This is a genomic window from Amylolactobacillus amylotrophicus DSM 20534 (assembly GCF_001434555.1).
Classification (GTDB): domain Bacteria; phylum Bacillota; class Bacilli; order Lactobacillales; family Lactobacillaceae; genus Amylolactobacillus; species Amylolactobacillus amylophilus.
In genome coordinates, this window is sequence record NZ_AZCV01000001.1 from 262119 (window position 1) to 287239 (window position 25121).

Genomic DNA, 25121 nt, shown 5'->3' on the forward strand with positions numbered 1-25121 from the left:
ATCTCCTTTTAAGTTACAGATATTATTTAGCCAAAACCTTATTCATGTCATACAGTGACATATCACCATGATGCTTCTCTTCAAAGAGTTCAAGCATACTGTGACTAGTAATCTTGTTGTTCTCAATTCCAACAGCAAGACCGCCTTTACCATCGAGCAACAACTCAACAGCGTGAACGCCAAGTTTGGTAGCCAACACACGGTCTTGTGTGGTAGGTGAACCGCCACGCATCATGTGTCCCAAAGTATTTGCACGAGCATCGAAATCGCCGTACTTCAACAATTCATCTTTGAATTTCTCTGCTGACATTACACCTTCAGCCAATACAACGATTCCGTGACTTTTGCCGTTTGCTAAGCCTTGCTTAAGGTTATCAGCGATTTCCTGCATGTCATAATCACGTTCTGGAATCACTATTGCGTCTGCACCACTTGCAACACCGGCCCACATTGCAATATCACCGCAATTTCTTCCCATGACATTAACGATAAATACACGTTGATGACTTGAAGCAGTGTCACGAATCTTATCAATGGCGTCAATCGCAGTACGACAGGCAGAGTCAAAACCGATAGTGAAGTCTGTGTAAGGAACGTCATTATCGATGGTACCAGGTAAGCCGATTGCGTTATAACCATGTTCAGTTAGACGCAATGCTCCATGGTAAGAACCATCTCCGCCAATTACTACAAGTGCTTCAATCCCGAACTTTTCAAGCTGTTCGATCCCCTTAAGTTGACCTTCAACCTGAGCAAATTCTGGATACCGGGCTGAGTATAAGAAAGTTCCACCACGATTAATTTTGTCAGCTACGGTTGCCGAAGTCATTTGGAAAATATCTCCAGCAACTAGTCCAGCATAACCATAATTAATCCCGAAAACCTCTAATCCTGAGTCGAGCGCCTTACGAGCTACGGCGCGGACGGCTGCATTCATACCAGGAGCGTCGCCACCACTAGTTAAAATACCTATCCGTTTCATGAATTCACCTCAAATATTATTCTTTTTTTATTACTCACAACGGTGTTAATGATATCATTTATCTGCCGAAAAGTCTTTAAAAAACCGTGATATTTCGGAGTTTGTAAACTTTTTCTCATGATTTCGCTTTCATGATTTCATCACATTTTAACTATCATTAGTGTTAATCCTTCTTTGAAAAATTAAATTTTTTCAGGTTGTTCAAAATGTGTTGCTGCGCGTGAATATCGTACCGATCGGCCTGGGTTTTCAACCGTAATAGATAAACTTGCTGTTCAGAAAGCTCGGCTTTTATATCCCGATAAATCTGTGGAAATGCGGTCACTTCTAGCTGATTAATCCCATCTGTGAACGTTAGAAACGCCATCTGCTCATTTTTCTTAGTTAGGATTTGATGATATTTAAGTAGTTTCCCAACTATCAGCTGCATCTGATTAATTTCCAACTTGTCAAACGTAACAGCATTCAGTTTTTGAGCATACTTTTGTGCATCAATTAACAAGTTCTGACTAAAGCTGATACCAAGGACCTCTTCCTCCATTGCCGACTTCTCATTCAGATCGAAATCTGGTAAGTCCTCTAGTTTGGGCTCTAATATATCGAAGATGGACGTATTGTTCCCCGAGAGCTTGATTGCTTGAACCGCATCCGAGACGCTGTTCAATAGCTGATGCCTGTTTGGAGCCAGCTCGTCGAATGCACCAGACTTAACAATATTCTCAATTACCTCCACTCGGAGAAACTGCGGTTCAATTCTTTGCAAAAAGTCCGTTAAATCACGAAACGGCCCCGCCGTGCCCTGTCTTTTAGCGATAATGTCCTTTACGAGATTTAGCGCTACCCCTTTAATAGACGTCAGACCCATTGAAATCACACCTGCACTATAGATGTAGGATATCCCACTTGTGTTTATATTTGGCCCTGCCAACTTAATTCCTTGATATTGGGCTGAGCTCATATACAGGTTACTTTTTACCAAGTTCTTCTGATTCAAATTCAACTGGCTGGCGTAGAAATCACCGGGAAAATGCACCTTAAAATAAGCAAGCCAAAAGGCAAGCATGCTATAGGCCACTGCGTGAGACTTGTTGAAGCCGTAGCCACCAAATCGCTCGATATATTCAAAAACGGTGACGGCAATCTTTTTAGCGTGTCCGCGTTCAACAGCACCACGAATGAACTTCTGTTTCTGCTCCTCTAATAACGCGACCTTTTTCTTCGAGATTGCACGCCGCAACAGATCCGCATCAGCCAGTGAAAAACCTGCAAATACACGTGCCACCTGCATTACCTGTTCTTGGTAAAGCATGATGCCGTATGTTTCCTTAAGAAAAGGCTCTAAAGTTGGATCGAGGTAATTGATTTGCTCCTGCCCGTGCTTACGCGCGACGAAATGCGGAATATTGACCGAAGGACCGGGACGATTCAACGCGTTTGCTGCTACAATATCGAGAAAACTATCTGGCTTAATTTGGCGGAGCATCCGCTTAACGTCCTCGGTATTATCAAACTGGAATATTCCCTCGGTGTCGCCTCGCGCAAAGAGTGCCAGTGTCTCCTTGTCATCAAGTGGAATCTTCTCTAAGACAATATTAGTACCGTTTTGCTTCACTGACTGCACAATACTATCTAATAGTGTTAGGTTACTTAATGCTAAGAAATCAATTTTCAAAAGCCCGATTTTTTCAACAAAAGTCATCGTTTGTTGAGTAAGCGGGATTGAATTGGTGCTACCGGCCTGTAGCCCAACGGTCTCTACTAGTGACCCATCCGTAAGCACGATGCCGGCAGCATGCGTAGAACTGTTCCGCGGTAGTCCTTCAATCAAGCGGGCCGTATCAAAAATCAGCTGATTCTGCGGTGAACTCTTGACGATCGTTTGGAGTTTTTTTGATTTGGCAAACGCCGCACTCAAAGTCTGCTCACCTGTTTGGCCTAATGCCTCAGACCACCGTTTCATCTCGAATTCACTTTGACCAAAAACTCGTCCCGTATCGCGTACCGCTTGTTTCATTCCGAATGTACCAAAAGTAATAATTTGCGCTACGTGATCTAGGCCATACTTAGTAAACATATAGTCCAAAACGCGTTCACGATCCTTATCTGGAAGATCAAGGTCGATATCCGGCATCTGTGCTCGAGCAGGATTCAAGAATCGCTCAAAGATGAGACCGTACTTGATAGGGTCAACACCAGTAATCTGTAACGCATATGACACCAGTGAACCAGCTGCCGATCCTCGCCCGGGGCCAGTCATGATGTACTCGTGGTGGGCGAATCTGACCACGTCCCAAACAATGAGGAAGTAGTCAGCAAAGCCCATTGAATTAATCACAGCCAACTCAGACTGAATTCGCGTGCGATATTCCTTTGGCACGGGTTGATTCTTAAACCTGAAACGGAGACCCCGTTCAACTAGGTCGAGCAGATACTCGCTTGATGTCGCAAACTTATCTTGTTTAAAAACTGGTAGACGCCGTTTAACCGGTTCAAGTTGGACGTTACAAGCAGCAGCGATCATCTCAGTATTGCGTACCGCGTCATCGAGTTCAAATTTGTGGTAGCGCTGTGCCACATCCTGTGGAGTAAGTAGCGCATGACTACCCTTCATCTTAGCTAATGCAGGTGCATCCACAATCTTGTCATTCGCACCAATTGCTACCAATACTTTTCGCTCAAACTGATTGATGTCGTCACGATATAAGACATCTTCTAGCGCAACCAGTGGTACATCGTACTGCTTCTCTAACTGGCGTAATGTAGCCACATAATTTCTTGTCTCATCGGCTGCATAAACACCCAAATAGAGACTGCTAGATGTAGGGATTAACGTCAAAAAATCTCGCATATAAGTATCAATTAACTGGTGGTTCGCCTGATCAAGATACACTAGTTCGCTGGTCGCATTTGCTGGGGTAATGATAAACAGGTGGGATAAGTACTTATGCACCTTGTCTAGAGGCTGTGGTTCCTTTTGTAACGCAGAGTATGACGATAATTTAAGTAAATTCTGGTACCCAATCTGGTCCTTAGCAATAAAAATCAGGTTAAAATTAGCCGATTGATCAACCACGCCTTTAACGCTCAGCTGAACCCCAAATATGGGTTTAATACCCGCTGCCTGTGCCAGTTCGTTAAATTGCAGGAAACCATAGGTGTAATTATAATCAGTCAGTGCAATTGAATCATAGCCCTTTTCTACGGCATCCTGAACCAAATCGGCCACAGTAGTAGGACCCTGCAACAAGCTATACGCGCTAATATTTTGTAAACTGACAAATGCCATTTAATTCACCTCTAGGTTTAATTATAGCAAACAACATCATGCTAAACATTGAAAAGCTCTGTGTAATTTGGTAAGATGCTAAGCGAAAGAAGGATATAATTATGCGCTATATTGTCACAACAGTCTGGGCAATTCTGTTTACAATGATTATTGGTTTCATTGCATCAGCATTGACCAGCATGGATTTCAACCCCATGCAATCAGTTATTATTGGAGCCATCTTCGGCCTGTTCTTTAACGTAATCCCTTATATCATGGATAAATCAGTTAAGGCAAAATAAAATTCCTGAATAATTATTCAGGAATTTTTTGTATACTTTTTTATTTTGTTAGGCCAGACTATATAATTCTGTAGTTCTTGGCTCGTTCAACCTTAACAGGAGAATTGTGTCTGAGATAATCTTCCATAATCTCGGTGATCTCTGGTTCGTACTCGGCCACAATCTTCAAGTCGGGATAAACGGGATATGTTCCACCACCCATGGCGCGGTACTTGCTGACCACGAGTGTGAATATTTGTTGATCTGTGATGGGCTGACCATTAAATTCTAGTCGCGTGACGCGCGTGCCTAATGGTCGATCAACCTCAATCTGATAATTAATCGGATAGAAGGAATCAAAGTGATATAGCTGGTACTTGGGTTCTAGGAATTTCTTGGCAAATGAAATCTCGCCAGTCCGCTGATTCTTAACAAAGAACGTTGCGGTATATTCTAGAATACTGCGCAACTGGGCGCCGCTAAGCTCTAACTTAACTAATTGATTTGAATATGGATAATTCAGTAAGAGATACCGCTTAGAAACCTGCTGAGGTAGTCCCGGAGCATCTTCTTTGATAATGGAAGCAGCTGAGATGTCTGCATCCGTGAGACTTAACTGGACCTGATGAATAAAATTAAGATATGGATCATCATTGATGCGCGCTTTAGCACCAGATTCCAGTTTGAGCGGCTCCGTGAGTGACCCAACTGGTTTATCAAGCCAATCTTCTACAGCATCATTAAACATCGTTAGCTGATCACGTAGTTTATGCTCCACCTCATAATTAGCAGTTTTAAGTAGCTGCGGTGTTTTTTTCTTGATTACAGCCTGGCCGTCCTCAAACTCATACTCTATCTCAACCATGGTGACATCTTTAGCCTGATAACCCGGCTGGACCACCACAACATCATTGACAACCGTTGCGATCTCACGGTGTTGGTGGCCAGTAAGTAAGACGTCAATTCCGGCGACTTCTTGTAAAATCGCGTAGCCCTGATTCTCACCAGTTATCCGCTCAGTCGGCTCACCCGTTACTAAATCACTTTCAAAGCCACCGTGATAGCTGACAATCACCAAGTCAGCATGTTTTCGTACCTGTGGAACTATCCTCTTTAAGGTGTCAACCACATCCAGAAATTCTAAGTTATGAATGTGCGCTGGGCTCTCCCAATGAGGAATATATTTCGTCGTCACACCAATGACGGCAATTTTCAGCCCGCCACGCTCAATCAGCGCAAATTCTTCGCCCATAAATGGCTGGCGTGTTGATTTATCTATAATGTTCGCATTAATCAGTTTCCTGTTGGCAACCGCGAAATTTGCCGTAAGCAACTCAGTTCCGTAATTAAAGTCGTGATTACCCAGTACCCCAAAGTCATAATCCAGTGCATTATAAGCACTTTGAAAATCCGCAATTGCTGCGCTACTTCTCAAGTGCGTCATATATGATGCTAGAGCAGATCCCTGTAGGGTGTCCCCATTTTCGATACTTACTACTTGTCCACGCCCATAACTGTGATAGACCTGATCAAAGACGGTTTTGGCCCGTAACAAGCCGAAAGAATCGCTGTAATCGCCGCGCACCAAATAATTTCCGGGGAAGATATATCCATGTGTGTCGCTTGTTTCTAAAATAGCCAGTTTCATTTACTCACCACATATTATTACTATTCTAAACTAAAAAAAGACACCTACCGGTGTCTAAATTAATTGTTTTCTTGTTCAGCGTTAACAACTTGACGACCCTTGTAGTAACCACTTGGTGAAACTCTGTGGCTCAAACGGTATTCGCCGATAGTTGCATCATAATGCATTGAAGGAACACTCAATTTAATGTGTCCACGACGTTGACGCTTCTTTTGCTTTGATGTTCTGCGTGCTGGAACTGCCATGTCAAAAACTCCTTTATTATATAATCTTCGTGAAAACTTATCACTAAGCGGTGTATAAACAACTCACGAAATACATCATACTATCACTGCCGCTAATTAGCAAGTGATTTTTATTGATTTCGTGAATTAGAATCCGTTTCGTTCTGTTCAAATTTAGCCAGTTGAGCCTTTAACTCACTAATTGTCTTTTCCTGTTCAGCAATCTGCTCATTCAAGACTTTCTCTGATTCAGCGCGTTTTTGTCCCAGTTCCTCGCTCAGTTTTTTTCGTTGTTCTGCCAGCTTCTGTGTCAGCTTTTTATTATTGGCGGCTTCACCTTCACCACGACCGATTAGTAGTGCTACGCCGGCACCGATTAGTAAAAGGAGGACTATTAACAGAATCAGCGGTACATCTAGGTGCGTAAAACCAAAGTTGATGCTTGCTGGGTTGGTATTCAATAATGCAAAGACCACCACAAGTAGCACGGTAACAAGACCCAATACCAGTTTCTTTTGATTTTTCATAGCTTATTTCTCACTCGCAAACTTTAAAGATAGATAATCACCGATAGACGGGAATAAATGGTAGAACTTAGCCGCAATTGCCAAAATAAGCGGTAGATTAAGTTCCCTTCTCCGACTGTCGAAATTGGCCACAATCTTTGCCGCCACATCGTCTGGGTCGAGCATGAGCCACTCAACGTTATCAACATACTCCCCTGATTTATCAGCAATATCAAAAAAGTTTGTGTAAACTGGACCAGGGTTCACGGTCATCACGTGAATATTAAATGGTTTCAGCTCTAGCCTTAGGACGTCAGAAAAGCTAATCACCGCTGCCTTACTTGCTGAGTAAGCAGCCGACTTAACCGTTGGCATCTTCCCCGCCATTGAGGCGATATTAATCACGTGTCCATCCTGCTGGTCAATCATCACACGTGCGACAAGTCTGGTCAGATACATGAGTCCTAGTACATTCGTCTGGAACATGTCCGTGATTACTTTAGGTTCAGTAGATAAGAAATCCTCGAAGTCACCAAAGCCAGCAGCGTTTACGAGCACATCAATTCGTTTGACCTTTGTAATCAACTTGGCGAATGAATGATCAATCTCGTCAGCTTTACTGATATCAGTCGGTAAAATGAACGCATCAGTTCCAGAAACCGCACTGGCTTCTGCCGCGACCTCCTCGAGTTTTGCCTTGTTACGAGCCAGAAGAACTAACGTCGCCCCTCGTTCTGCGGCCTGCATGACAACGGCTTTCCCAATTCCACTAGATGCACCAGTTACGACAACAACCTTATCTCTCAGCGATTCAACCATAATTATTTATCCTTTCATTGGTATCTCTATCATATCAAAGTCACGCGCCACTTGTGAATTAGAAAATATTTTTCGGGCCTCTTTTTGTAAATTATACGCGTTTTTACCGGTATAACGTGCAGAAATATGGGTTAAAATTAATCTCTTAACATGGGCTTTTTGAGCCACCAACGCGGCTTGCGTTGTTGTAGAGTGGTAGTACGCATGGGCAATTCTTTCTTCAACATGGCTAAATGTTGCCTCATGCACGAGCACATCGGCGTCTTTGGCCAACAGCTCAATATTCTTGTTACGTCTGGTATCCCCGATGATGGTCACAATTCTACCGGGCTTTGGTACGCCAATGAAATCCTTCCCGTCAAGTACCCTTCCGTCAGAAAGCGTAACAATTTCTCCAGCCTTTAACTTGCCGTAGATTGGGCCAGAGGGAATTTCGAATTGCTTAAGCTGATCAATAAGTAACTCACCTGGACGTGGTTTCTCTTCGACACGGAAACCAAAGCTTGGCACCCGATGTTCCAATTTCCGTGCATAAACCTTGAAACTATCGTTCTCGAGGACGAGACCATCATCAACGAGCGGAACAAAGTTAATCTTATAACTCAGTTTTGAACCAGAAACTTGGAGTGCTGTTTTGACAAAATCAGCGATTTTTGCCGGACCATAGATGGTCAACGGTTCCTCACCGCCTTGAAAAGAACGAGATGCAATCAATCCTGGTAAGCCAAAAATATGGTCACCATGAAGATGGGTCAAGAATATCTTAGTGATTTTTCTTGGGCGAATATTGGTCGAGAGAATCTGATGCTGGGTCGCTTCACCACAGTCAAATAACCAAATTTCATTTAATTCATCTAGTAGCTTTAATGCGATACTACTAGTATTTCTTCCCTTCGCTGGTACACCAGCGCCCGTTCCTAAAAATTCCAATTCCATGCTAAAACCATCCAAAGCTAAAATTTTGTATTTTTAATTATTTCTTTTGCAATAAATGCCGTGTAGTACTTCGAACCATCAGGACTTGGATGTGTCTGATCATCGTAGAACCAATCCTGGTGACTTACTGAATACTTGTACCAATCAATGACGGTGAGATTCCTATACTTGGCAGCAGATTCGGTGAGCAGTTCATTAACATCTCCCTGCCACTGACGTGGCACCTTAGTATTAATCCAGAATACACGTCTAGATGGGCCGATAATCTGCATCATGTGGGCCATATCATCACTAGTAAATGGACCGTTTGTTCCGAGTGCTATCAAGACCGTATCATTTAATGCACCCTTTTGTTTGTAAGAGTTAACCAGGTCAAATGAATTGACGAGCTGGCGTGAGACAGATGCATCAACAATCATCTGAGGAAAGATAACCTTCAAATTATTACTTGAACCAGCCATTACCGAATCGCCAATTGCCGTTACCGGCAGCTTCTGTGCTAATTGCAGTTGCAATTGCGAAATTCCATATGGTTCAAACTCACGGTTAATTGGTTTTTCTTTGGCATTCTGCTCGGCTTCCCTATATAGATCCGATTTATTAATTTTCTTCTTTTTAGCTTCCTTAGCCTGTCTAATTAAGGCAGAATTCCGCTTTTTATCCTCTGCTTTATTCTTCGCTATCTGCTTAGCTAACGGCGAGTCATTGGGGTCAGCAGCCTTCACGGTTGGCGACACGATAATTGCACTCGCACCGACCAATATGATTAGCACAGCGAAGACGAAGCCAACTTTACGGAATATCTTTGGTGAATGAAAATCAAAGATATTTTTGATGTAACGCCTGGTCTTCGACCAGGTAACCTTTCCGAGCGGACGTTCAATTAATCTGTAAGCTAAATCAGAGACTACCAGAATAATCAGCACCTCGATAATTTGCGCAATGATCTGATTTGAAGGATTCACCTTGACTTTATTCTCGAAGAAAATCATTACTGGGAACTGGTACAGGTAAATTCCATAGCTTCGCTGACCCACCCACTTGAAAATTGGGTTAGTGAGGTACCTGTTAAAGTCGGCTCCCGGATGAGCCACGATAGCAATCAAGATGACGGTTAGAATCGAGAAAATAAACATCCCGCCACGGTATGTTAGAGCCTTTTGCGGATCCATCATTGGCGAGAAAATCAGAAACAACATACCAAGTGCAGCAACGGCTCCGATAGTATTTAAGAGGCGTCGATCACTTTTAGCAATATGCGTCCGTAATTGCGTACTCGGCCAGATAACCGCAAGCGCACCACCAAGTAAGATTGCAAATAGTCTTGTATCCGTGCCGTAATAGATTCTACTTGTGTCAACTCCCGGTTGGTATAAAAAAGCCATCAAAGCAGCAGATAACACCGAAACACCAAGCATAATGCCAAACATTCTGCCGGGTTTCTTAACATAGCGTACTAGGAGAAAGATAATTAGCGGCCAAATGAGGTAGAATTGCCCCTCAATTGAGAGCGTCCAGAGATGTGTAAACGGCGATTCATGACCAGCAAAGCGTTCAAAGTATGATTGACCGTTTGCAATCTGCCACCAGTTGTAAACATTCAGTACATTTGAGATGAAAATCTGGTAGAGTTTGGCCAGCAGGTCTCGCTGGAACATGAAAATGTAGGCACTGGATGCTAACAAGACAGTTAATAGTTGTGGATAAATCTTCTTGATGCGGCGCAGCAAATAGCCTTTATTATCATAGTGTCCTGTCTGCTGATAGCTAGCCAACATGTGATCTGTCACGAGATAGCCCGACACAGCAAAGAAAATGGGTACACCTAGGTAGCCACCAACGAAAACATTTGGGTTCAGGTGGTACAGAATTACCCCTAGCACACCAAATGTCCTTAATCCGTCATAGCCCGTAATATAGCGATTTTTTTGTTTTTTTATATGATTCATTAGTTAAATTCAAACTCTTCTTTTATTCAACAAATTCAAAGGTAAAGTCTGCAACCGTGACATCATCGCCATTCTGCGCCCCAGCATCCCGCAGCGCCTCATCAACACCAAGAGCTTTAAGCTTGCGAGCTAAGCGCATAATACCGTCATTATGCCTAATATTCGTCATCTTAACGGTCTTCTCGAGATCTGCGCCATGAATCTCAAATTCATGTTCGCCCACACGAATAACCTTAAAACTCTGCTCACTAGGAACAAAATTATATTCCTTAGTAGTTGAATCAGTAGTTGGCTCAGGTTCGACAATATTTTCCACCTGTTCAAGCTCAGTTGCAGCTAAGCTCATCAGTTGGAACACACCATCATGTGTCAAACTAGAGATCGGAAAGACTTCTTTATCCCCTAGGTCCTTCTTGAATTGAGCCAGACGGTCATCACTTCCTGGTAGATCCATCTTAGTTGCCACGATAATTTCTGGCTTGGCTTCAACTTTTTCATCATATGACTCAAGCTCTTTTCTGACCACCTGATAGTCATCAAAAGGATCCCGCCCGTTATCTGGATCCATCTCTACTAGATGAAGGATTACCTTTGTCCGCTCCACGTGGCGTAGAAATTGGATTCCAAGACCAACACCATTTGCTGCTCCCTCAATCAATCCGGGTAAATCAGCCATTGAGAAGTCCCGTCCGTCGTCCAATTGAACCATACCCAGGTTGGGCGTCAAGGTTGTAAATTGATACGAGGCAATCTTAGGCTTAGCAGCCGTGACAACGGATAGTAAGGTCGACTTGCCAACTGATGGAAAACCGACTAAACCAACATCCGCAATCATCTTTAACTCTAGTCTTAATGTTCTAAATTCACCAGGCTCACCATTTTCGGCGATTTCTGGCGCTGAATTCTTGGAATTGGCAAAGTGAATATTACCGCGTCCTCCACGACCACCTTTAGCCACTACAAGCGTTTGGCCGTGTTTAGTTAGATCACCAATCAATTCATTGGTATCGAAATCGTAAACCGCTGTGCCAGCTGGAACCTTAATCACCGTATCCTTAGCTGCACGACCATACATTGATTTATTCATGCCGGCTTCGCCACTTGCAGCTTTGAATTTTCTTCTGTAGCGAAAATCCATCAGCGTTCTTAGCCCTTCGTCTGCGCGAAATATGATGCTGCCACCTTTACCACCATCACCACCAGCCGGGCCACCAAGAGGAACAAACTTTTCACGGCGGAAACTGATGGCACCATCGCCACCCTTTCCTGCTTGAACTTCTATTTTAGTTTGATCAACAAACATATATGTTCCTCCACTTCTTTATCGTTATTATAATACCACATAAAGGTTATTTGTTTCGTTGCTTAGAGAAAATAAAAGCCCTCTAAACAAAGATTGTTACAGGGTTAATTTAATCGTCTGTGCCTGTGGTAAAGTCAAACCGGCTTCCTGTAAGTCAGACACACTTGCTTCTTTAATTTTCTTCATGGAACCAAATTCTTTGAGTAATTTAGTCCTAGTTTTGGGGCCTATTCCCTTGATACTCTCGAGCTTCGAGGACAGTGCATTCTTACTGCGTGACTGCCGGTGGAAAGTGATGGCAAATCGGTGCACCTCTTCTTGAATCCGTTGAATTAAGTAGAACGCCTGTGATTTAGCATCCAATTGAACAACAGCCAGTGGCTCACCAAAGATCAGTTCGGCCGTCTTATGTTTATTGTTCTTCACCATCCCAGCTAGTGGAATATCTAAACCCAACTCGTTCACTAGAACATCGCGGGCTGCATTAACTTCAATTACACCCCCATCCATCAGGATTAGTGCGGGCATCTCAGCGTGTTCCTTTAACAGTCGTGTATATCTTCGGCGAATAACCTCTCTCGTATTGGCCGCCTCATCAGCACCTTGTTGATGCTCATATTCACCCTTAAGCTTAAATTTTCGATAATGACTCTTGTCTGGTTCACCATCGGTATAAACGACCATGGCCGAGACAGGATCTGTTCCCTGGATGTGGGAATGATCGAATGCCTCAATCGTATGACCATAGGGCACACCGAGTGCTGCAAACAGCTCCTCCTGCGCTCCAAGGGTCTTTCTGTTATCTAACTCAAGCAGCCGGAATTTCTCCTCGAGCACTAACTGAGCGTTTTCCTTGGCCATGTCTAGTAAGGCTATCTTTTGGCCACGAGAAGGTGTGTGTACCGGTACCTGTAGTATTTCACCCAGCGTACCATTTTCTAATCCCTTCGGAACCAAAACCTCTTTTGGTAAAACGTGATTCTTTTGATTATAAAATTGCAAAATAAACGAACTGAATTCTTCAATCGGATCTGTATCATCAGCCAGTGCAAACAGACGCTTCTCCCGTTTCAACAATTTGGTTTGCCGCAGGAAGAAGATTTGAATGCTCATCCAACCCTTGTCGACGTAAAAATTAAAAATATCCCTTGGCGTGTGGTCGTTTGAGATAATCTTCTGCTTCTCAACTGTGACCTCAATGTAGTGGAGTTGATTCCGAATCTCACCCGCTCGTTCAAATCTGAGCTCCTGAGCGGCCTTGGCCATCTCAGTCGTCAACTTTCGTTTAACCTCGGCCACATTGCCATTCAAAAAGCTCTTGATTTTCTTAATTTGCTTAGCGTACTCTTCCACGGGAACTTCCTTGAAACAGGCGCCGAGGCATTGACCCATATGGTAGTACAGGCATGGCCGACCAAGGTGTCCGGCACAACGTCTTAACGGATACACTTTCTGAAGAAAATGGAGTGTTTCCTGTGCGGCATAAACGTTTGGGTATGGTCCGAAGTAGTAGCCGCCGTCCTTCTTAATGTAGCTGGTAATCTCGCTCTTTGGGTCACGTTCATTCGTGATCTTGATGTACGGATAACCGGTTCCTTGTTTTAATTTAATATTATAGTAAGGCTTGTGTTTCTGAATCAGTGTAATCTCAAGCAAAAAAGCCTCTTTATCACTACTAGTCACAATCGTTTCGAAATCCACAATTTCTGAGACTAGGTGGGCAGTCTTGCCCTCGTGCGCACTCTTAAAATACGAGCGAACTCTATTTTTCAGGTTTTTCGCCTTACCGACGTAAATAATCTTTGAATTCAAGTCCTTCATCAGGTAACAACCCGGTAAATCAGGTAACAAGCTCAATTTATGTTCAATATGTTGACTCGCCAAATTAGTCACCCCCTCTTTTCGATTCTCACTTTGTCTAATTTTATTCAAAAACACAAAAAAAGCAAACATAATGTTTGCTTAAAACCTTGGTATAACAATTATTACTACATATTGGTATCTAAAACTTTGGATAGAAATTCCTGTGTTCGTTCATTTTGCGGATGATCGAAAACATCCGTTGGTGTACCTTGCTCAGCAATAATTCCTCCATCCATGAACCAAACTTGGTTAGCAACCTTCTTCGCAAAGCCCATTTCATGGGTGACAATCACCATTGTCATTCCTTCCTTTGCCAAGTCCTGCATAACCTTCAACACCTCACCAACCATTTCTGGATCAAGCGCGCTAGTCGGTTCGTCAAAGAGCATCACGTCCGGATTCATCGCCAGTGCCCGAGCAATCGCCACCCGTTGTTTCTGCCCACCTGATAACGAGCTCGAAAACGCTGCTGCAAACTCCGCCATGCCGACCTTAGCCAACAATTCTTGTGCCACAGTAGCCGCAGCCTGCTCGTCCATCTTCTTAATCTTCTTGAGTGCTAGCGTGATGTTGTCGAGCACGTTCAGGTTATTGAAGAGGTTGAAGTTCTGAAACACCATGCCCATCTTCTCACGGAGTTGGTTTAATTCACTTTCTTTCAAGCTCAAAAGGCTTTTATTTTCGAATTTGACGTCACCACTTGTTGGTGTCTCAAGCAGGTTTAGACAGCGTAAAAATGTACTTTTACCACCACCAGAGGGACCAATAATAGTAATTACGTCTCCTTGGTTAACAGTAGCCGATATGTCCTTCAAAATCTCTTTATCGCCGAAATTCTTCACTAGATGTTCAACATTAATTATTTCCATGATTCATTCTCCGTTCGTAGAAATTAAGTAACTTAGACAGTCCGTATGTGATGATGAAGTAGATGAGCATTGCAATCACAATTGGAATAATTCCTTGATATGTTGCTGCCTGCACTGCTCTTAATTGGAAGATCAGGTCACTGACACCGATAATTGAAACGATTGAAGTTTCTTTAATCAGTGAAATGAACTCGTTACCGAGTGCCGGCCAAATATTCTTGATTGCTTGTGGCAAAATAATGCTTTGCATGGCCTCCTTCTTCGATAAACCAAGTGAGCGTGCAGCCTCACCCTGACCAGCATCGACAGAATTAATACCACCACGGATAATTTCCGAAACATAAGCAGCACTGTTAATTGAAACAGCGATGAATCCGGCGAGGAGTGGTGAAATATCGACATTCAACATTTTACTCAAGCCGAAATAGACGAACATGAGTTGAATCATCAACGGAGTGCCCCGAATAAATTCAACGATGGCCTTCACGATATTATTGACAAATTTACTATTCACTAACCGTAGTAGTGCGAATAGAATACCTAATACTACACCAAAGATTGCTGACACAACAGTAACAAGGATTGTGTAACCCAAGCCATTAGCAAAATACTTCCAATACTTCGCCACAATTAACCAGCTATTCTCTTTCTTAGCTGCCGGTTTCAAATAATCACCTGCATCTGCTAAGTATTTGGTAATCGAGTCTTTCTCGTGAATCTGGTCAATCGTCTTGTTTGCAGCTGCAACTAACTCTGGTGAATTCTTCGGGAAGGCGATTGCGGTTCCCTCCATGTCAGATCCCTGAACCAACCCACTCTTGATGTACGCGAGATTGTCATCGTGTGCTGCATAGGCAATTGCTACGGTTGATTCCATCAGCAATGCATCTGTTTTGTGTGATTTCAACGCAAGGATTAAGTCAGTAATCTTAGTCATCTGGGTCAACTTGGCCTGAGGCATTTGTTCCTTTGCAAGCTTCAACTGCAAGCTACCAGTTTGTACCCCAATCTTCTTCTCAGCCAATGAATGAAAGTTCTTGTACAGCTTTTTATCATTCTTGTTCACCACGAAGTACTGGTCGGCCTGGTAGTATACTTTGGAAAAGTCAGCACTCTTCTTCCGTTCGTTGGTGGGGGTTAAGCCTGAAATCGAGAAATCGATTTTACCCGTCTCGAGGCCAACTAGTAATGAATCGAAATCCATTTGCTTAATAACCAACTTCACCCCAAGGTCCTTCGCAAACCGTTCACCAATCGAGATGTCCATTCCAATCGCCTTTTGTTTACCATCTACAGTAGCGATGAATTCGTATGGCGGATAGTCAGGCGAGGTTCCCATGACGATTTCGCCCTTTGCCTTAATCTCGGCAACTGTGCTGGCATTGACCTGATTTACTTGTATACCTAACCCAATCGCTAGGCTGATCATAGCGATGAAACTGATGATAATTCCCGTGAAAATATTTTTCTTATGTTTCATTGTGATTACTCCTGTTCCTATTTTGTTGTTATTCAACGATGTTTTTCGTATACTTCATCTAAGGAGATGATTATTTATGGGACTGACATTTAAAAGAGACGACGAGCTCCAGAAGGTACTGGATAAATTTGCCATCCTACCTGATGATAAATCGAAGCCAAAGGAGAAGCCAAACGCAGATTTATCAGGCGCTGAGAACGTGTCTAAGGTAGATACCGCAACTCAAGAGAAAAACTCTAAATAACAATATATTTAATTAATGATTAAACGTTTTATCTTTGTTTAAAGCTAATTTAATGAAAAAAACGGTTAAAAAAAGACAGATTACTTTTCGGTAGAAAAATAATCTGTTTTTTTAAACAAATTATCTTCCGATTTTACGTAATTTAATAAATAAAATTCAAAAGATAGTATTTTTTACATCTGCTCTGGTGCTTTAATTCCTAGTAGGCGTAAGCTCTCCTTCAGGACCGTGGCTGTAGCTTGAACCAATCCTAGTCGCGCGTGGATTCCACCGTCATCAGCAAGTATTTTACTGTTCCCGTAATAACGGTTAAATGCTTGTGACAACTTCAAAGTATACTTTGCGATGACTGATGGTTCGAAGCGATCATTTGCCTCTTTAACAATCTCTGGAAACTTCTCCAACTGTTTAACGACCACCCATGCATTGGCATCGTCTAAAGCATAATCACTCCCAGTAATCGCAAGTTCCTGCGCCTTACGCAGAATACTCTGGCCTCTGGCGTGGGTATATTGGACATAAGGACCAGTGTCACCCTCAAACTTCAATATCTCTTCAAGATTAAAGTCTTCTGCAAGAATGCGTTCGTTCTTCAAATCGTTGAAGACGACTGCACCAACACCAACCTCACGTGCAACTTGCTCCTTGTTTGGTAGTGCAGGATTCTTAGCCTCAATCATCTTTAATGCTAGATCCATTGAGTCGTTTAGCACTTCCTCTAGCAAAATGATGCGTCCTGAACGGGTCGAAAGTTTCTTACCATTCACTGTAATCAAGCCAAATGGGATATGATGCATCTCCTTAGCCGATTCAAAGCCCATCTTCAGGAGTACGGCTTGGACCTGCTTGAAATAATGCGTCTGTTCACTACCAACCACATAAAGGTTCTTGGCGAAATCGAATTCGCGCTCACGATAGATTGCCGTGGCCAAATCACGAGTGATATACAGGCTAGCACCGTCGCTTTTCAGAATAACCGCTGGTGAAAGGTTGTATTCGTCAAGGCGAACAATTTGTGCACCCTCAGATTCTTCCAACAGATTCTTTTGTTTCAACAACTCAACTACCTCGTCGAGTTTATCGTTATAGAAGGCCTCACCGTTATAGATATCAAACTGAATATCCAAAATATCGTAAACCCGTTGGAATTCCTTCAAAGATACCTCGCTAAACCACTTCCAGAGACGGTGTGCTTCTTCATCACCATCCTCAAGTTTCTTAAACCAAAGACGTGCTTCGTCATCCAGTTCCGGATGCTCAACATCCTCCTCATGAAACTTCACATAATAAGCAACGAGATTTTTTATTGGATCCTTTTTGACATCCTCCTCGTTACCCCAGAGCTTGTAAGCCGTGATTAACTTACCAAATTGGGTTCCCCAGTCACCTAGATGATTGTCTTTAATCGGATGGTAGCCACGTTTAGCGAGAATATTAGCAACCGCATTCCCAATTACCGTTGAGCGTAAGTGACCCATGGACATTGGCTTAGCGATATTCGGTGACGACATATCAATCGGGACGTTTCCATTATGACCTTCATCAAAGTAACCGTAATCTGCTCCCTCGTTCAAAACCTGCTTAATTACCTCATTTGAAACGACGTTCTTGCTCAAGAAAAAGTTGAGGTATGGTCCCACTGCTTCAACATGGTCGAAATAGTCCGACTTGACTTTAGTCGCCAGTTCTTCAGCGATGACTGCTGGATTCTTATGGAACGTCTTTGCTAATGCAAATGCAGGAAACGCATAATCTCCCAGATTCTCCTGCTTAGGAACTTCGAGTAAGCGATAGATTTCCTCTTCGTTTAATGCTGCGTCAGTCGCAGCGAACACTGCGGCTGCAATAATTTTTTTATAGTCCATTCTTCCTCCGATACAAAAAAAGTCCCTTTTCAATTGAAATAATTGAAAAGAGACGAGTTGTTTAACCCGCGGTACCACTCTAATTGATGATTAATCCGCTTTATTATTCTAATTTAGAATCCTAAAAGGCGCGCCTTCGTCTGGCTACACCGTCAAGCTCTCATCGTCCTTGACTCGCTGTGCGTGTATTCCAGCTTACTCTTCCTTTGTCATTGGAATAGCATTAATTTAACCCATCCAAATTTTAATGTCAACAAAAATATGTTTTTATTTTAAAAATTTGGAGCAAAACTAGACTTATCAATAGTTACTTGTATAATACAAAATTCCGTGTCAACAGCATTACAGCTGTTCTTCGATCCACTGCCAAAATTCTTCAACATGGAGCTTGGTTTCTGCACTGAAAGTCAGGAATGAGACATTTGCAGCATGCAAATCAATCTTGCTGCTGATTTGTTTGAACACCTTATTGTGCTGACTAGGTTTTATTTTGTCAATCTTCGTTGCCACAACCAGGATCGGTTTGCCGATGTATTGGGCGTACTCAAACATAGTCACGTCATCAGCCGTGGGCTCGTGCCGAGAGTCAATCAATAGAACTACCCCACGGAGATTATCACGGGTGGTCAAATATTCTTCAATCATCACCCCGAACTCTGCCCGTTGTTTCTTAGAAACTTTAGCGTAGCCATAACCAGGCACGTCAACCAAATAGAACTCCTCATTGACATGATAGAAATTCAGCGTCTGCGTCTTACCCGGGGAACTAGAAGTCCGCGCGAGTTTCTTTCTGTTCAGAATAGCGTTGATCAAACTGGACTTACCAACATTTGACCGGCCGGATAAAGCAATCTCTGATTGCTGGTCAGTTGGATATTGTTTACTGGAAACGGCACTCATGACCATCTCAACGGTTTTAATTTTCACGTTAAGAAGCCTCTTCTTCCGTCTTCTTTAAGACTACTTCAGCCTTTTTAAGTTTCTGAATCACGGCCCGATCAACTATGACCTTGGCCACATTCTTATTACTTGGGATTTCATACATGACATCCATTAGGCTATCTTCGATAATCGAACGAAGACCACGAGCACCAGTATGGCGCTCAATCGCAATTTTGGCAGCCTCAGCAAGGGCATCATCAGTGAAGTCTAATTCCACCTCATCCAATTCAAATAGCTTACGGTATTGTCTAATAAGCGCATTTTTGGGTTCGGTCAGTATTCTCACTAAATCGTCCTCAGTCAGCTTATCCAATGTAGTGATAATCGGAATTCTCCCAATAAACTCTGGGATCAGACCAAATTTCATCAAATCTGTGGGAATAAGGTGCTTGGTCCACTTATCATCGGCAACGTCTTTTGATTCATCATTAAAGCTACCGAAACCAATTGTTTTGTCACCCAAACGACTCTTGACAATTTTGTCGATCCCATCGAAGGCTCCACCGACTATGAAGAGGATGTTCGTTGTATCAATCTGAATCATTTCTTGTTGTGGGTGCTTGCGACCACCCTGCGGTGGCACGTTTGCAATTGTTCCCTCAAGAATCTTCAGTAGTGCCTGTTGCACGCCTTCACCGGAAACATCACGAGTAATCGAGACGTTCTCACTCTTCTTAGAAATCTTATCAATTTCATCGATGTAAATAATTCCTCTTTGCGCACGTTCAACATCATAATTGGCATTTTGAAGTAACTTGAGCAAGATGTTCTCGACATCTTCACCCACATAGCCAGCCTCAGTCAACGTAGTCGCATCAGCGATGGCAAATGGAACATTCAAAGTACGAGCCAGTGTCTGCGCCAAGAAGGTCTTCCCAGAGCCCGTAGGTCCGATTAGCGCGATATTGCTTTTCTGAAGCTCTGTGCCGTCATCCAGATTCATCTGGCTAATTCTCTTATAGTGGTTGTAAACGGCGACAGAAAGTGTTTTTTTAGCATTCTCCTGGCCAATAACATAATTGTCTAACTTTGCCTTTAACTCAATTGGAGTCGGCAGATCTTTGGCGTCCTTTAACGAGTTGTTTCTGGATTCATCCTCAATAATTTGCTGACTGAGTTCAATACATTCATTACAGATGTAGACGCCATTACCGGCGACAATCGTTCTGACCTGGTCCCGCGTTTTACCACAAAAAGAACATTTAATTTGTTCTGGATTTTCCATTTCATCGACAAACATCAGAACACTCCTCTATCTTGTAAATTTCAATTCAAACTTATTTGTATACTACTTAATTACAACTGCTAAATTACCACAAAACACTACTAGGGTAAAGTTTTCAGCTTAATTGAAAAAAGGTGGGTCTCCCCACCAATTTTATAACACTTATTATTTGTCTTCTTTTGCTTCTTTGTTGTCAGTAGACTTCTTAGTCGACTTCTTGGCTGCTTCCTTCGCTGAAGAGGCAACAAGTTCGATTGCCTTTCTCACAGCAATATCATGTCCGAGCATGTCGTCAGTCAATGTTTGACGAACAACCTTCTCATCCATATTGTATTCAGCGGCAAGATTCTTAATCTCATCCTTAATCTCATCGTCTGAGGCTGTCAATCCCTCTTTAGCGACGATTGCTTCAAGTACAAGGTTTGTCTTCACATGATCCTCTGCTGTACCGGCAATTTGTTGTTTCAAATCATCTTCGCTAGTACCAGTGATTTGGTAATACATCTCTGGTGAGATACCCTGTCTCTGCATGTTCCCAAGGTATTGTTGCAGTTGTGTATTCACTTCATCGTCAATCATCACTTGAGGAATTTCCTCGATGGTAGCATTAGCAACAGCCTGAGCAACAGCGAGTTCTTGAACTGCTTCATCAGCAGCTTCGGCCTTTTGCTCCTTCAATTGACCCTTAATCTTTTCTTTTAGTTCATCAAGAGTTTGAACGGAGTCGTCAACATCCTTTGCAAAATCATCGTCAAGATTAGGGAGTTCCTTCGTCTTGATTTCATGAATCTTAGTCGCAAAGTGTGCCTCTTTACCAGCCAAGTCTTTTGCTTGATAGTCCTCTGGGAAAGTAACAACGACATCGACATCGTCGCCAGCTTCGTGGCCAACTAATTGTTCCTCGAAACCAGGAATGAAGGAGTTTGAGCCAAGAACTAACGAATAGTTGTCGGCAGAACCACCATCAAAGGATTCGCCGTCAACAGTTCCCTTGTAGTCGATCACAACGGTATCACCGTCAGCAGACTTACCTTTTTCCTTAAGGACTAACTCAGCGTTTAACTCACGTTTTGATTCAAGTTGTGCGTTAACATCTTTAACGAGTACGCGGCGATCTTGTTTCTCTACTTCAAGTCCAGTATAGTCACCAAGTTCAACAGCAGGCTTGGTTGCAATTGTTGCCTTCATTACCCAAGCTGCACCCTTATCCATGGATTCAGGCTCGATTTGAGGTTGACCAACAATGTCATTCTCGATACCAGCTTCTTTAATGGCAGCAGCATAGACATCCGGCAGAATGCTGTTAAGCGCTTCTTCATACAATGCTTCTTCACCATACATCTGGTTGAAGATTAGACGTGGAACTTTACCCTTTCTAAAACCAGGCACGTTCAGATTCTTCTTAACACGTTTAAATGCTTCATCTAATCCTTGTTTGATTTGTTCTTCTGAAATTTCAAATGTTAATTCGCCAGAATTTTTTCCAGCCTTTTCCCACTTAGCGGACATTTTATTTCCCTCCGATTGCGTTTTTGGGTTGCTTTAGCATACTTAAATATCTTACATTAAAAATTTGTAAAACGCAATAAAACATACACTTATTGGTCCGGTCCTACTGCATTTTATTTCAGCCTACAATTATCCCTAAGCTTGCTTGTCTAAGGAAATGACCTGGGAGTACATTCCGCTTAGTTCGGGATTCAAATGATGAGTAACTTCTAGCACAGTCCGGTTCTTATCTGCCAAAATACGTTGCTCTATCTTCTTTGCCGTGGCTGTATCAAGCGCCGAAGTTATTTCATCCAGGCTGATTATTGGTTTAGGTGCGTAGAAACTACGGGCAAGCCCGATTCTTTGTTGTTGCGCACCAGAGAAATTACGACCATTCTCCAGGATAACAGTATCATAATCACTGACAAAATCCACACCCGCCATACTTAGTACAGATTCAACCTTTTCAACAGCAGGGTTTTCAGCCCAAATTGTGATGTTATTGACGATGCTGTCGTTGAACAAATAATTATTTTGATCGACGTACTGTGTAATCTGTCTAAGTTGTCCGCTAGTTAGTTCTTTAACCTCACGACCATCAACCTTTAGACTTCCGCTGTAGTCAGGCAACTGGCCGCTCAGGATTTTTAGTAGCGTGCTTTCCCCTGAACCACTCTGACCGATAGTCGCCACTTTTTCATTCTTCTTAATAGTAAAATTGAGATCTGTCAGCACATTTTGCTGCTCTATTTGATAGCCAAGATTCTGTGCCACAATGGCATGCTCAAAATTCAAGTTAGTCTGTCCTTGCTCATTAGTCGATGATTCAGTTGTGCCAAAACTCTGAACTAGCGGCTCAGTTGCCTTTAGTTGGACCTGTTCTTTACTCAAATGTTTCAAACCGTTGAATATACTTGCTGCGATACTGCCGGTAGAGCTGATTGCACCAAAAGGTACTTGGCTCATTATGGCCAATGTGCTTGTGATGACGTCTACCAATATCTGACAGACCAACGAGATAGAGTTAATTCCCGTCCCGACCTGATCCTGCGTCCGCGTGTAATCAACTCGACTAGTCGCGTACGCCTTGGAGGCAACAGCAATTCTTTGTGGAATCATTCTCAGTTTGTCTGCGTTGAAAAACACATTACAACCATTCAGAATATTTGTAATTCTGTTCGAGAATAAGCCATTTGCATTGGACAGTTCTGCCGTTGCAGTACTAAGCCTTTTGCTAAATATCTGAGGTAGCTTTAGCATAACGATTGCTAAAATAAGGGTGGCCGCCAGCAATACATAGTGATACATTGCTAGAGCAATAACCGAGAAAATAATCGCTGCAATATCACTGATTAAACTAAAAAAATTACGAAAAGAATTCGCTTCAATTGTCTGTGTATCATTCACATAGTGTGCGATATATTGCCCAACATTCTTCTGATGAAAGCGATTAATATCAAGTTGCGATATCTAATTTGATATGTCGTGCTTAAGATCAACCAACATTGTTTGGATTAATTTTTCCTACGAGATATCCTGGAAATATTCGCTTGTTATTGATACTGCCCAGGTCAACACGTTGACCCCTGTCCACAGGAGAAACTTATTCAGGTTTCTTTCAAAAATTACGTTGGTCGAGAATGTAAATAAAACCGAAGTGAGTGTACTCAACAGCATATTAAAAGTTAACCAAACTGCGTTTAGGACTGTACTTTTTCTGTGCTTAACCAAATACTTTTTCATTGTTTTTACTCGTTATCAATAGTTTTTTAGACCATTAAGTACAAATAATCTGTCGGTATCTTTTATTCTCGGATTCCTTATAATATTGCGCGAAATGTGACAAGCGCACAAGTTCAGCTGGGCTCTGCATCTATTCTTAATCTAATTAATATATTACTTATTTTAGATAACTCAAATATAAACCTTTAATTACTTTCTTACAATCAAGGCAAAAAAAAAAGACGCATAGATATGCGTCTTCTTAGAGCGTTGATTAGTCAAGAATTTCAGTAACTTGACCAGCACCAACAGTACGGCCACCTTCACGAACAGTGAACTTAGTTCCCTTTTCGATGGCAACTGGAGCGATAAGGTCAACTTCGAAAGTAACGTTATCACCAGGCATAACCATTTCAACACCATCTGGTAACTCGATAACACCAGTTACGTCAGTAGTGTGGAAGTAGAATTGTGGACGGTAGTTTGAGAAGAATGGAGTGTGACGTCCACCTTCTTCTTTAGTCAAGATATAAACTTCACTCTTGAACTTAGTATGTGTTTGGATTGAACCTGGCTTAGCAAGAACCTGACCACGTTCGATTTGGCTACGGTCGATACCACGGAGCAATGCACCAATGTTATCTCCGGCTTCACCAGCATCAAGAGTCTTACGGAACATTTCTAGTCCAGTAACAGTACTCTTCAAGATTTCTGGTTTCAAACCAACGATTGCAACTTCATCACCAACGTGAACTTCACCACGGTCGATACGACCTGAAGCAACAGTACCACGACCAGTGATCGTAAATACGTCTTCGACAGGCATCAAGAATGGCTTATCATTTGAACGTTCTGGAGTTGGAATGTATTCGTCAACAGTGTCCATCAAGTCATAAATAACTTGTTCTTGTTCTGGATCACCTTCAAGTGCCTTCAATGCTGAACCACGAAGCACAGGAATATCATCACCTGGGAAATCGTATTCTGAAAGCAATTCACGGACTTCCATCTCAACTAAGTCAATCAATTCTGGATCGTCAACCAAGTCTGTCTTGTTCAAGAAGACAACGATGTAGCCAACACCAACTTGTTTTGCCAACAAGATGTGCTCACGTGTTTGTGGCATTGGACCATCAGTTGCGGCAACAACTAAGATGGCACCATCCATTTGTGCAGCACCAGTAATCATGTTCTTAACGTAGTCAGCATGTCCTGGGGCATCGATATGAGCGTAGTGACGCTTCTCAGTTTCGTATTCAACGTGAGAAGTGTTGATAGTAATACCACGTTCTTTTTCTTCAGGTGCTTTATCGATTGATGCATAGTCTTGTTCTTTAGCAAGACCTTTCTTAGCTAAAGCACTAGTAATTGCAGCTGTTAAAGTTGTTTTACCATGGTCAACGTGTCCGATGGTACCAATGTTAACATGCGGCTTTGTTCTTTCGTAATGTTCTTTTTCTGCCATTAAAATGACCCTCCTGTAAATTTGCAAGAAGTCCGTTGAGAA

The 25121-nt window shown here is 42.5% G+C and carries 20 protein-coding genes; 2 read left to right on the forward strand and 18 right to left on the reverse strand.

All coding sequences use genetic code 11. The annotated features are described in order from the left end of the window. Positions 1-22: 22 nt before the first annotated feature. Together pfkA and FC62_RS01290 are read right to left on the reverse strand one after the other, a co-directional pair. The gene (pfkA, locus tag FC62_RS01285) at positions 23-982 is read right to left on the reverse strand and encodes a 6-phosphofructokinase (RefSeq protein ID WP_056946102.1); all 960 of its coding nucleotides are present in this window, start codon (positions 980-982) and stop codon (positions 23-25) included. A 163-nt stretch (positions 983-1145) separates the two neighbouring features. Then, the gene (locus tag FC62_RS01290) at positions 1146-4268 is read right to left on the reverse strand and encodes a DNA polymerase III subunit alpha (RefSeq protein WP_056946101.1); all 3123 of its coding nucleotides are present in this window, start codon (positions 4266-4268) and stop codon (positions 1146-1148) included. 101 nt (positions 4269-4369) lie between these two features. On the opposite strand from FC62_RS01290, the gene FC62_RS01295 reads away from it, so the two are divergent. Next, the gene (locus FC62_RS01295) at positions 4370-4549 is read left to right on the forward strand and encodes a YjzD family protein (RefSeq protein ID WP_054745147.1); all 180 of its coding nucleotides are present in this window, start codon (positions 4370-4372) and stop codon (positions 4547-4549) included. A gap of 58 nt (positions 4550-4607) precedes the next feature. On the opposite strand, the gene FC62_RS01300 is transcribed toward FC62_RS01295, so the two are convergent. The 10 genes from FC62_RS01300 to FC62_RS01345 all read right to left on the reverse strand — a co-directional run bounded on the left by FC62_RS01300 (position 4608) and on the right by FC62_RS01345 (position 16125). Continuing rightward, entirely contained in the window at positions 4608-6176 is a 1569-nt protein-coding gene (locus FC62_RS01300; RefSeq protein WP_056946100.1) for a bifunctional metallophosphatase/5'-nucleotidase, read from the reverse strand. Positions 6177-6235: 59 nt separating this feature from the next. After that, positions 6236-6421, reverse strand: coding sequence for a 50S ribosomal protein L32 (rpmF, locus tag FC62_RS01305; protein WP_054745149.1), 186 nt, complete (start codon positions 6419-6421; stop codon positions 6236-6238). Between the two features lie 110 nt (positions 6422-6531). Next, positions 6532-6927, reverse strand: a complete 396-nt coding sequence (locus FC62_RS07905; RefSeq protein WP_075362825.1) for a lipopolysaccharide assembly protein LapA domain-containing protein — start codon at positions 6925-6927, stop codon at positions 6532-6534. Between the two features lie 3 nt (positions 6928-6930). Beyond that, positions 6931-7725 (reverse strand): SDR family NAD(P)-dependent oxidoreductase, encoded by a 795-nt coding sequence (locus tag FC62_RS01315; RefSeq protein ID WP_056946099.1) that lies wholly within the window; start codon positions 7723-7725, stop codon positions 6931-6933. 6 nt (positions 7726-7731) lie between these two features. Beyond that, positions 7732-8661 (reverse strand): ribonuclease Z, encoded by a 930-nt coding sequence (gene rnz, locus FC62_RS01320; protein WP_056946098.1) that lies wholly within the window; start codon positions 8659-8661, stop codon positions 7732-7734. A 17-nt stretch (positions 8662-8678) separates the two neighbouring features. Continuing rightward, on the reverse strand, positions 8679-10610 hold the full coding sequence (locus FC62_RS01325) for an acyltransferase family protein (RefSeq protein ID WP_056946097.1): 1932 nt from the start codon (positions 10608-10610) through the stop codon (positions 8679-8681). A gap of 22 nt (positions 10611-10632) precedes the next feature. Next, positions 10633-11913, reverse strand: a complete 1281-nt coding sequence (gene obgE / locus FC62_RS01330; RefSeq protein WP_054745151.1) for a GTPase ObgE — start codon at positions 11911-11913, stop codon at positions 10633-10635. A gap of 96 nt (positions 11914-12009) precedes the next feature. Beyond that, a complete protein-coding gene (gene uvrC, locus FC62_RS01335; protein WP_056946096.1) occupies positions 12010-13797 on the reverse strand; it encodes an excinuclease ABC subunit UvrC in 1788 nt (595 codons plus the stop codon). A gap of 104 nt (positions 13798-13901) precedes the next feature. Next, the gene (locus FC62_RS01340; protein ID WP_054745153.1) at positions 13902-14645 is read right to left on the reverse strand and encodes an amino acid ABC transporter ATP-binding protein; all 744 of its coding nucleotides are present in this window, start codon (positions 14643-14645) and stop codon (positions 13902-13904) included. Further along, positions 14632-16125, reverse strand: coding sequence for an ABC transporter substrate-binding protein/permease (locus FC62_RS01345; protein ID WP_056946095.1), 1494 nt, complete (start codon positions 16123-16125; stop codon positions 14632-14634). The genes FC62_RS01340 and FC62_RS01345 overlap by 14 nt, the downstream gene beginning before the upstream one ends. Positions 16126-16201: 76 nt before the next feature. Here FC62_RS01345 and FC62_RS08065 point away from each other — a divergent pair, with 76 nt between their 5' ends. Then, complete coding sequence (locus FC62_RS08065; RefSeq protein WP_156408168.1) at positions 16202-16369, forward strand: SPJ_0845 family protein; 168 nt, start codon at positions 16202-16204, stop codon at positions 16367-16369. Between the two features lie 173 nt (positions 16370-16542). Here FC62_RS08065 and argS read toward each other — a convergent pair whose 3' ends face one another. The 6 genes from argS to tuf all read right to left on the reverse strand — a co-directional run bounded on the left by argS (position 16543) and on the right by tuf (position 25079). Then, positions 16543-18234 (reverse strand): arginine--tRNA ligase, encoded by a 1692-nt coding sequence (gene argS / locus FC62_RS01350; protein ID WP_056946094.1) that lies wholly within the window; start codon positions 18232-18234, stop codon positions 16543-16545. 342 nt (positions 18235-18576) lie between these two features. Then, positions 18577-19161, reverse strand: a complete 585-nt coding sequence (gene yihA, locus FC62_RS01355; RefSeq protein ID WP_054745155.1) for a ribosome biogenesis GTP-binding protein YihA/YsxC — start codon at positions 19159-19161, stop codon at positions 18577-18579. A 1-nt stretch (position 19162) separates the two neighbouring features. Continuing rightward, entirely contained in the window at positions 19163-20416 is a 1254-nt protein-coding gene (gene clpX, locus FC62_RS01360) for an ATP-dependent Clp protease ATP-binding subunit ClpX (protein ID WP_056946093.1), read from the reverse strand. A gap of 150 nt (positions 20417-20566) precedes the next feature. Continuing rightward, a complete protein-coding gene (gene tig / locus FC62_RS01365; protein WP_056946092.1) occupies positions 20567-21910 on the reverse strand; it encodes a trigger factor in 1344 nt (447 codons plus the stop codon). 135 nt (positions 21911-22045) lie between these two features. Then, complete coding sequence (locus tag FC62_RS01370) at positions 22046-23362, reverse strand: ATP-binding cassette domain-containing protein (RefSeq protein ID WP_338023372.1); 1317 nt, start codon at positions 23360-23362, stop codon at positions 22046-22048. Between the two features lie 526 nt (positions 23363-23888). After that, positions 23889-25079: an elongation factor Tu gene (gene tuf / locus FC62_RS01375; protein WP_054745160.1), complete on the reverse strand. Its 1191-nt coding sequence runs from the start codon at positions 25077-25079 to the stop codon at positions 23889-23891. Positions 25080-25121: the final 42 nt, after the last annotated feature.

Coding starts and splice junctions, on each gene's coding strand:
- pfkA (WP_056946102.1), bottom strand. CDS start 982: ATGAAACGGATAGGTATTTTAACTAGTGGTGGCGACGCTCCTGGTATG.
- FC62_RS01290 (WP_056946101.1), bottom strand. CDS start 4,268: ATGGCATTTGTCAGTTTACAAAATATTAGCGCGTATAGCTTGTTGCAG.
- FC62_RS01295 (WP_054745147.1), top strand. CDS start 4,370: ATGCGCTATATTGTCACAACAGTCTGGGCAATTCTGTTTACAATGATT.
- FC62_RS01300 (WP_056946100.1), bottom strand. CDS start 6,176: ATGAAACTGGCTATTTTAGAAACAAGCGACACACATGGATATATCTTC.
- rpmF (WP_054745149.1), bottom strand. CDS start 6,421: ATGGCAGTTCCAGCACGCAGAACATCAAAGCAAAAGAAGCGTCAACGT.
- FC62_RS07905 (WP_075362825.1), bottom strand. CDS start 6,927: ATGAAAAATCAAAAGAAACTGGTATTGGGTCTTGTTACCGTGCTACTT.
- FC62_RS01315 (WP_056946099.1), bottom strand. CDS start 7,725: ATGGTTGAATCGCTGAGAGATAAGGTTGTTGTCGTAACTGGTGCATCT.
- rnz (WP_056946098.1), bottom strand. CDS start 8,661: ATGGAATTGGAATTTTTAGGAACGGGCGCTGGTGTACCAGCGAAGGGA.
- FC62_RS01325 (WP_056946097.1), bottom strand. CDS start 10,610: ATGAATCATATAAAAAAACAAAAAAATCGCTATATTACGGGCTATGAC.
- obgE (WP_054745151.1), bottom strand. CDS start 11,913: ATGTTTGTTGATCAAACTAAAATAGAAGTTCAAGCAGGAAAGGGTGGC.
- FC62_RS01340 (WP_054745153.1), bottom strand. CDS start 14,645: ATGGAAATAATTAATGTTGAACATCTAGTGAAGAATTTCGGCGATAAA.
- FC62_RS01345 (WP_056946095.1), bottom strand. CDS start 16,125: ATGAAACATAAGAAAAATATTTTCACGGGAATTATCATCAGTTTCATC.
- FC62_RS08065 (WP_156408168.1), top strand. CDS start 16,202: ATGGGACTGACATTTAAAAGAGACGACGAGCTCCAGAAGGTACTGGAT.
- argS (WP_056946094.1), bottom strand. CDS start 18,234: ATGGACTATAAAAAAATTATTGCAGCCGCAGTGTTCGCTGCGACTGAC.
- clpX (WP_056946093.1), bottom strand. CDS start 20,416: ATGTTTGTCGATGAAATGGAAAATCCAGAACAAATTAAATGTTCTTTT.
- tig (WP_056946092.1), bottom strand. CDS start 21,910: ATGTCCGCTAAGTGGGAAAAGGCTGGAAAAAATTCTGGCGAATTAACA.
- tuf (WP_054745160.1), bottom strand. CDS start 25,079: ATGGCAGAAAAAGAACATTACGAAAGAACAAAGCCGCATGTTAACATT.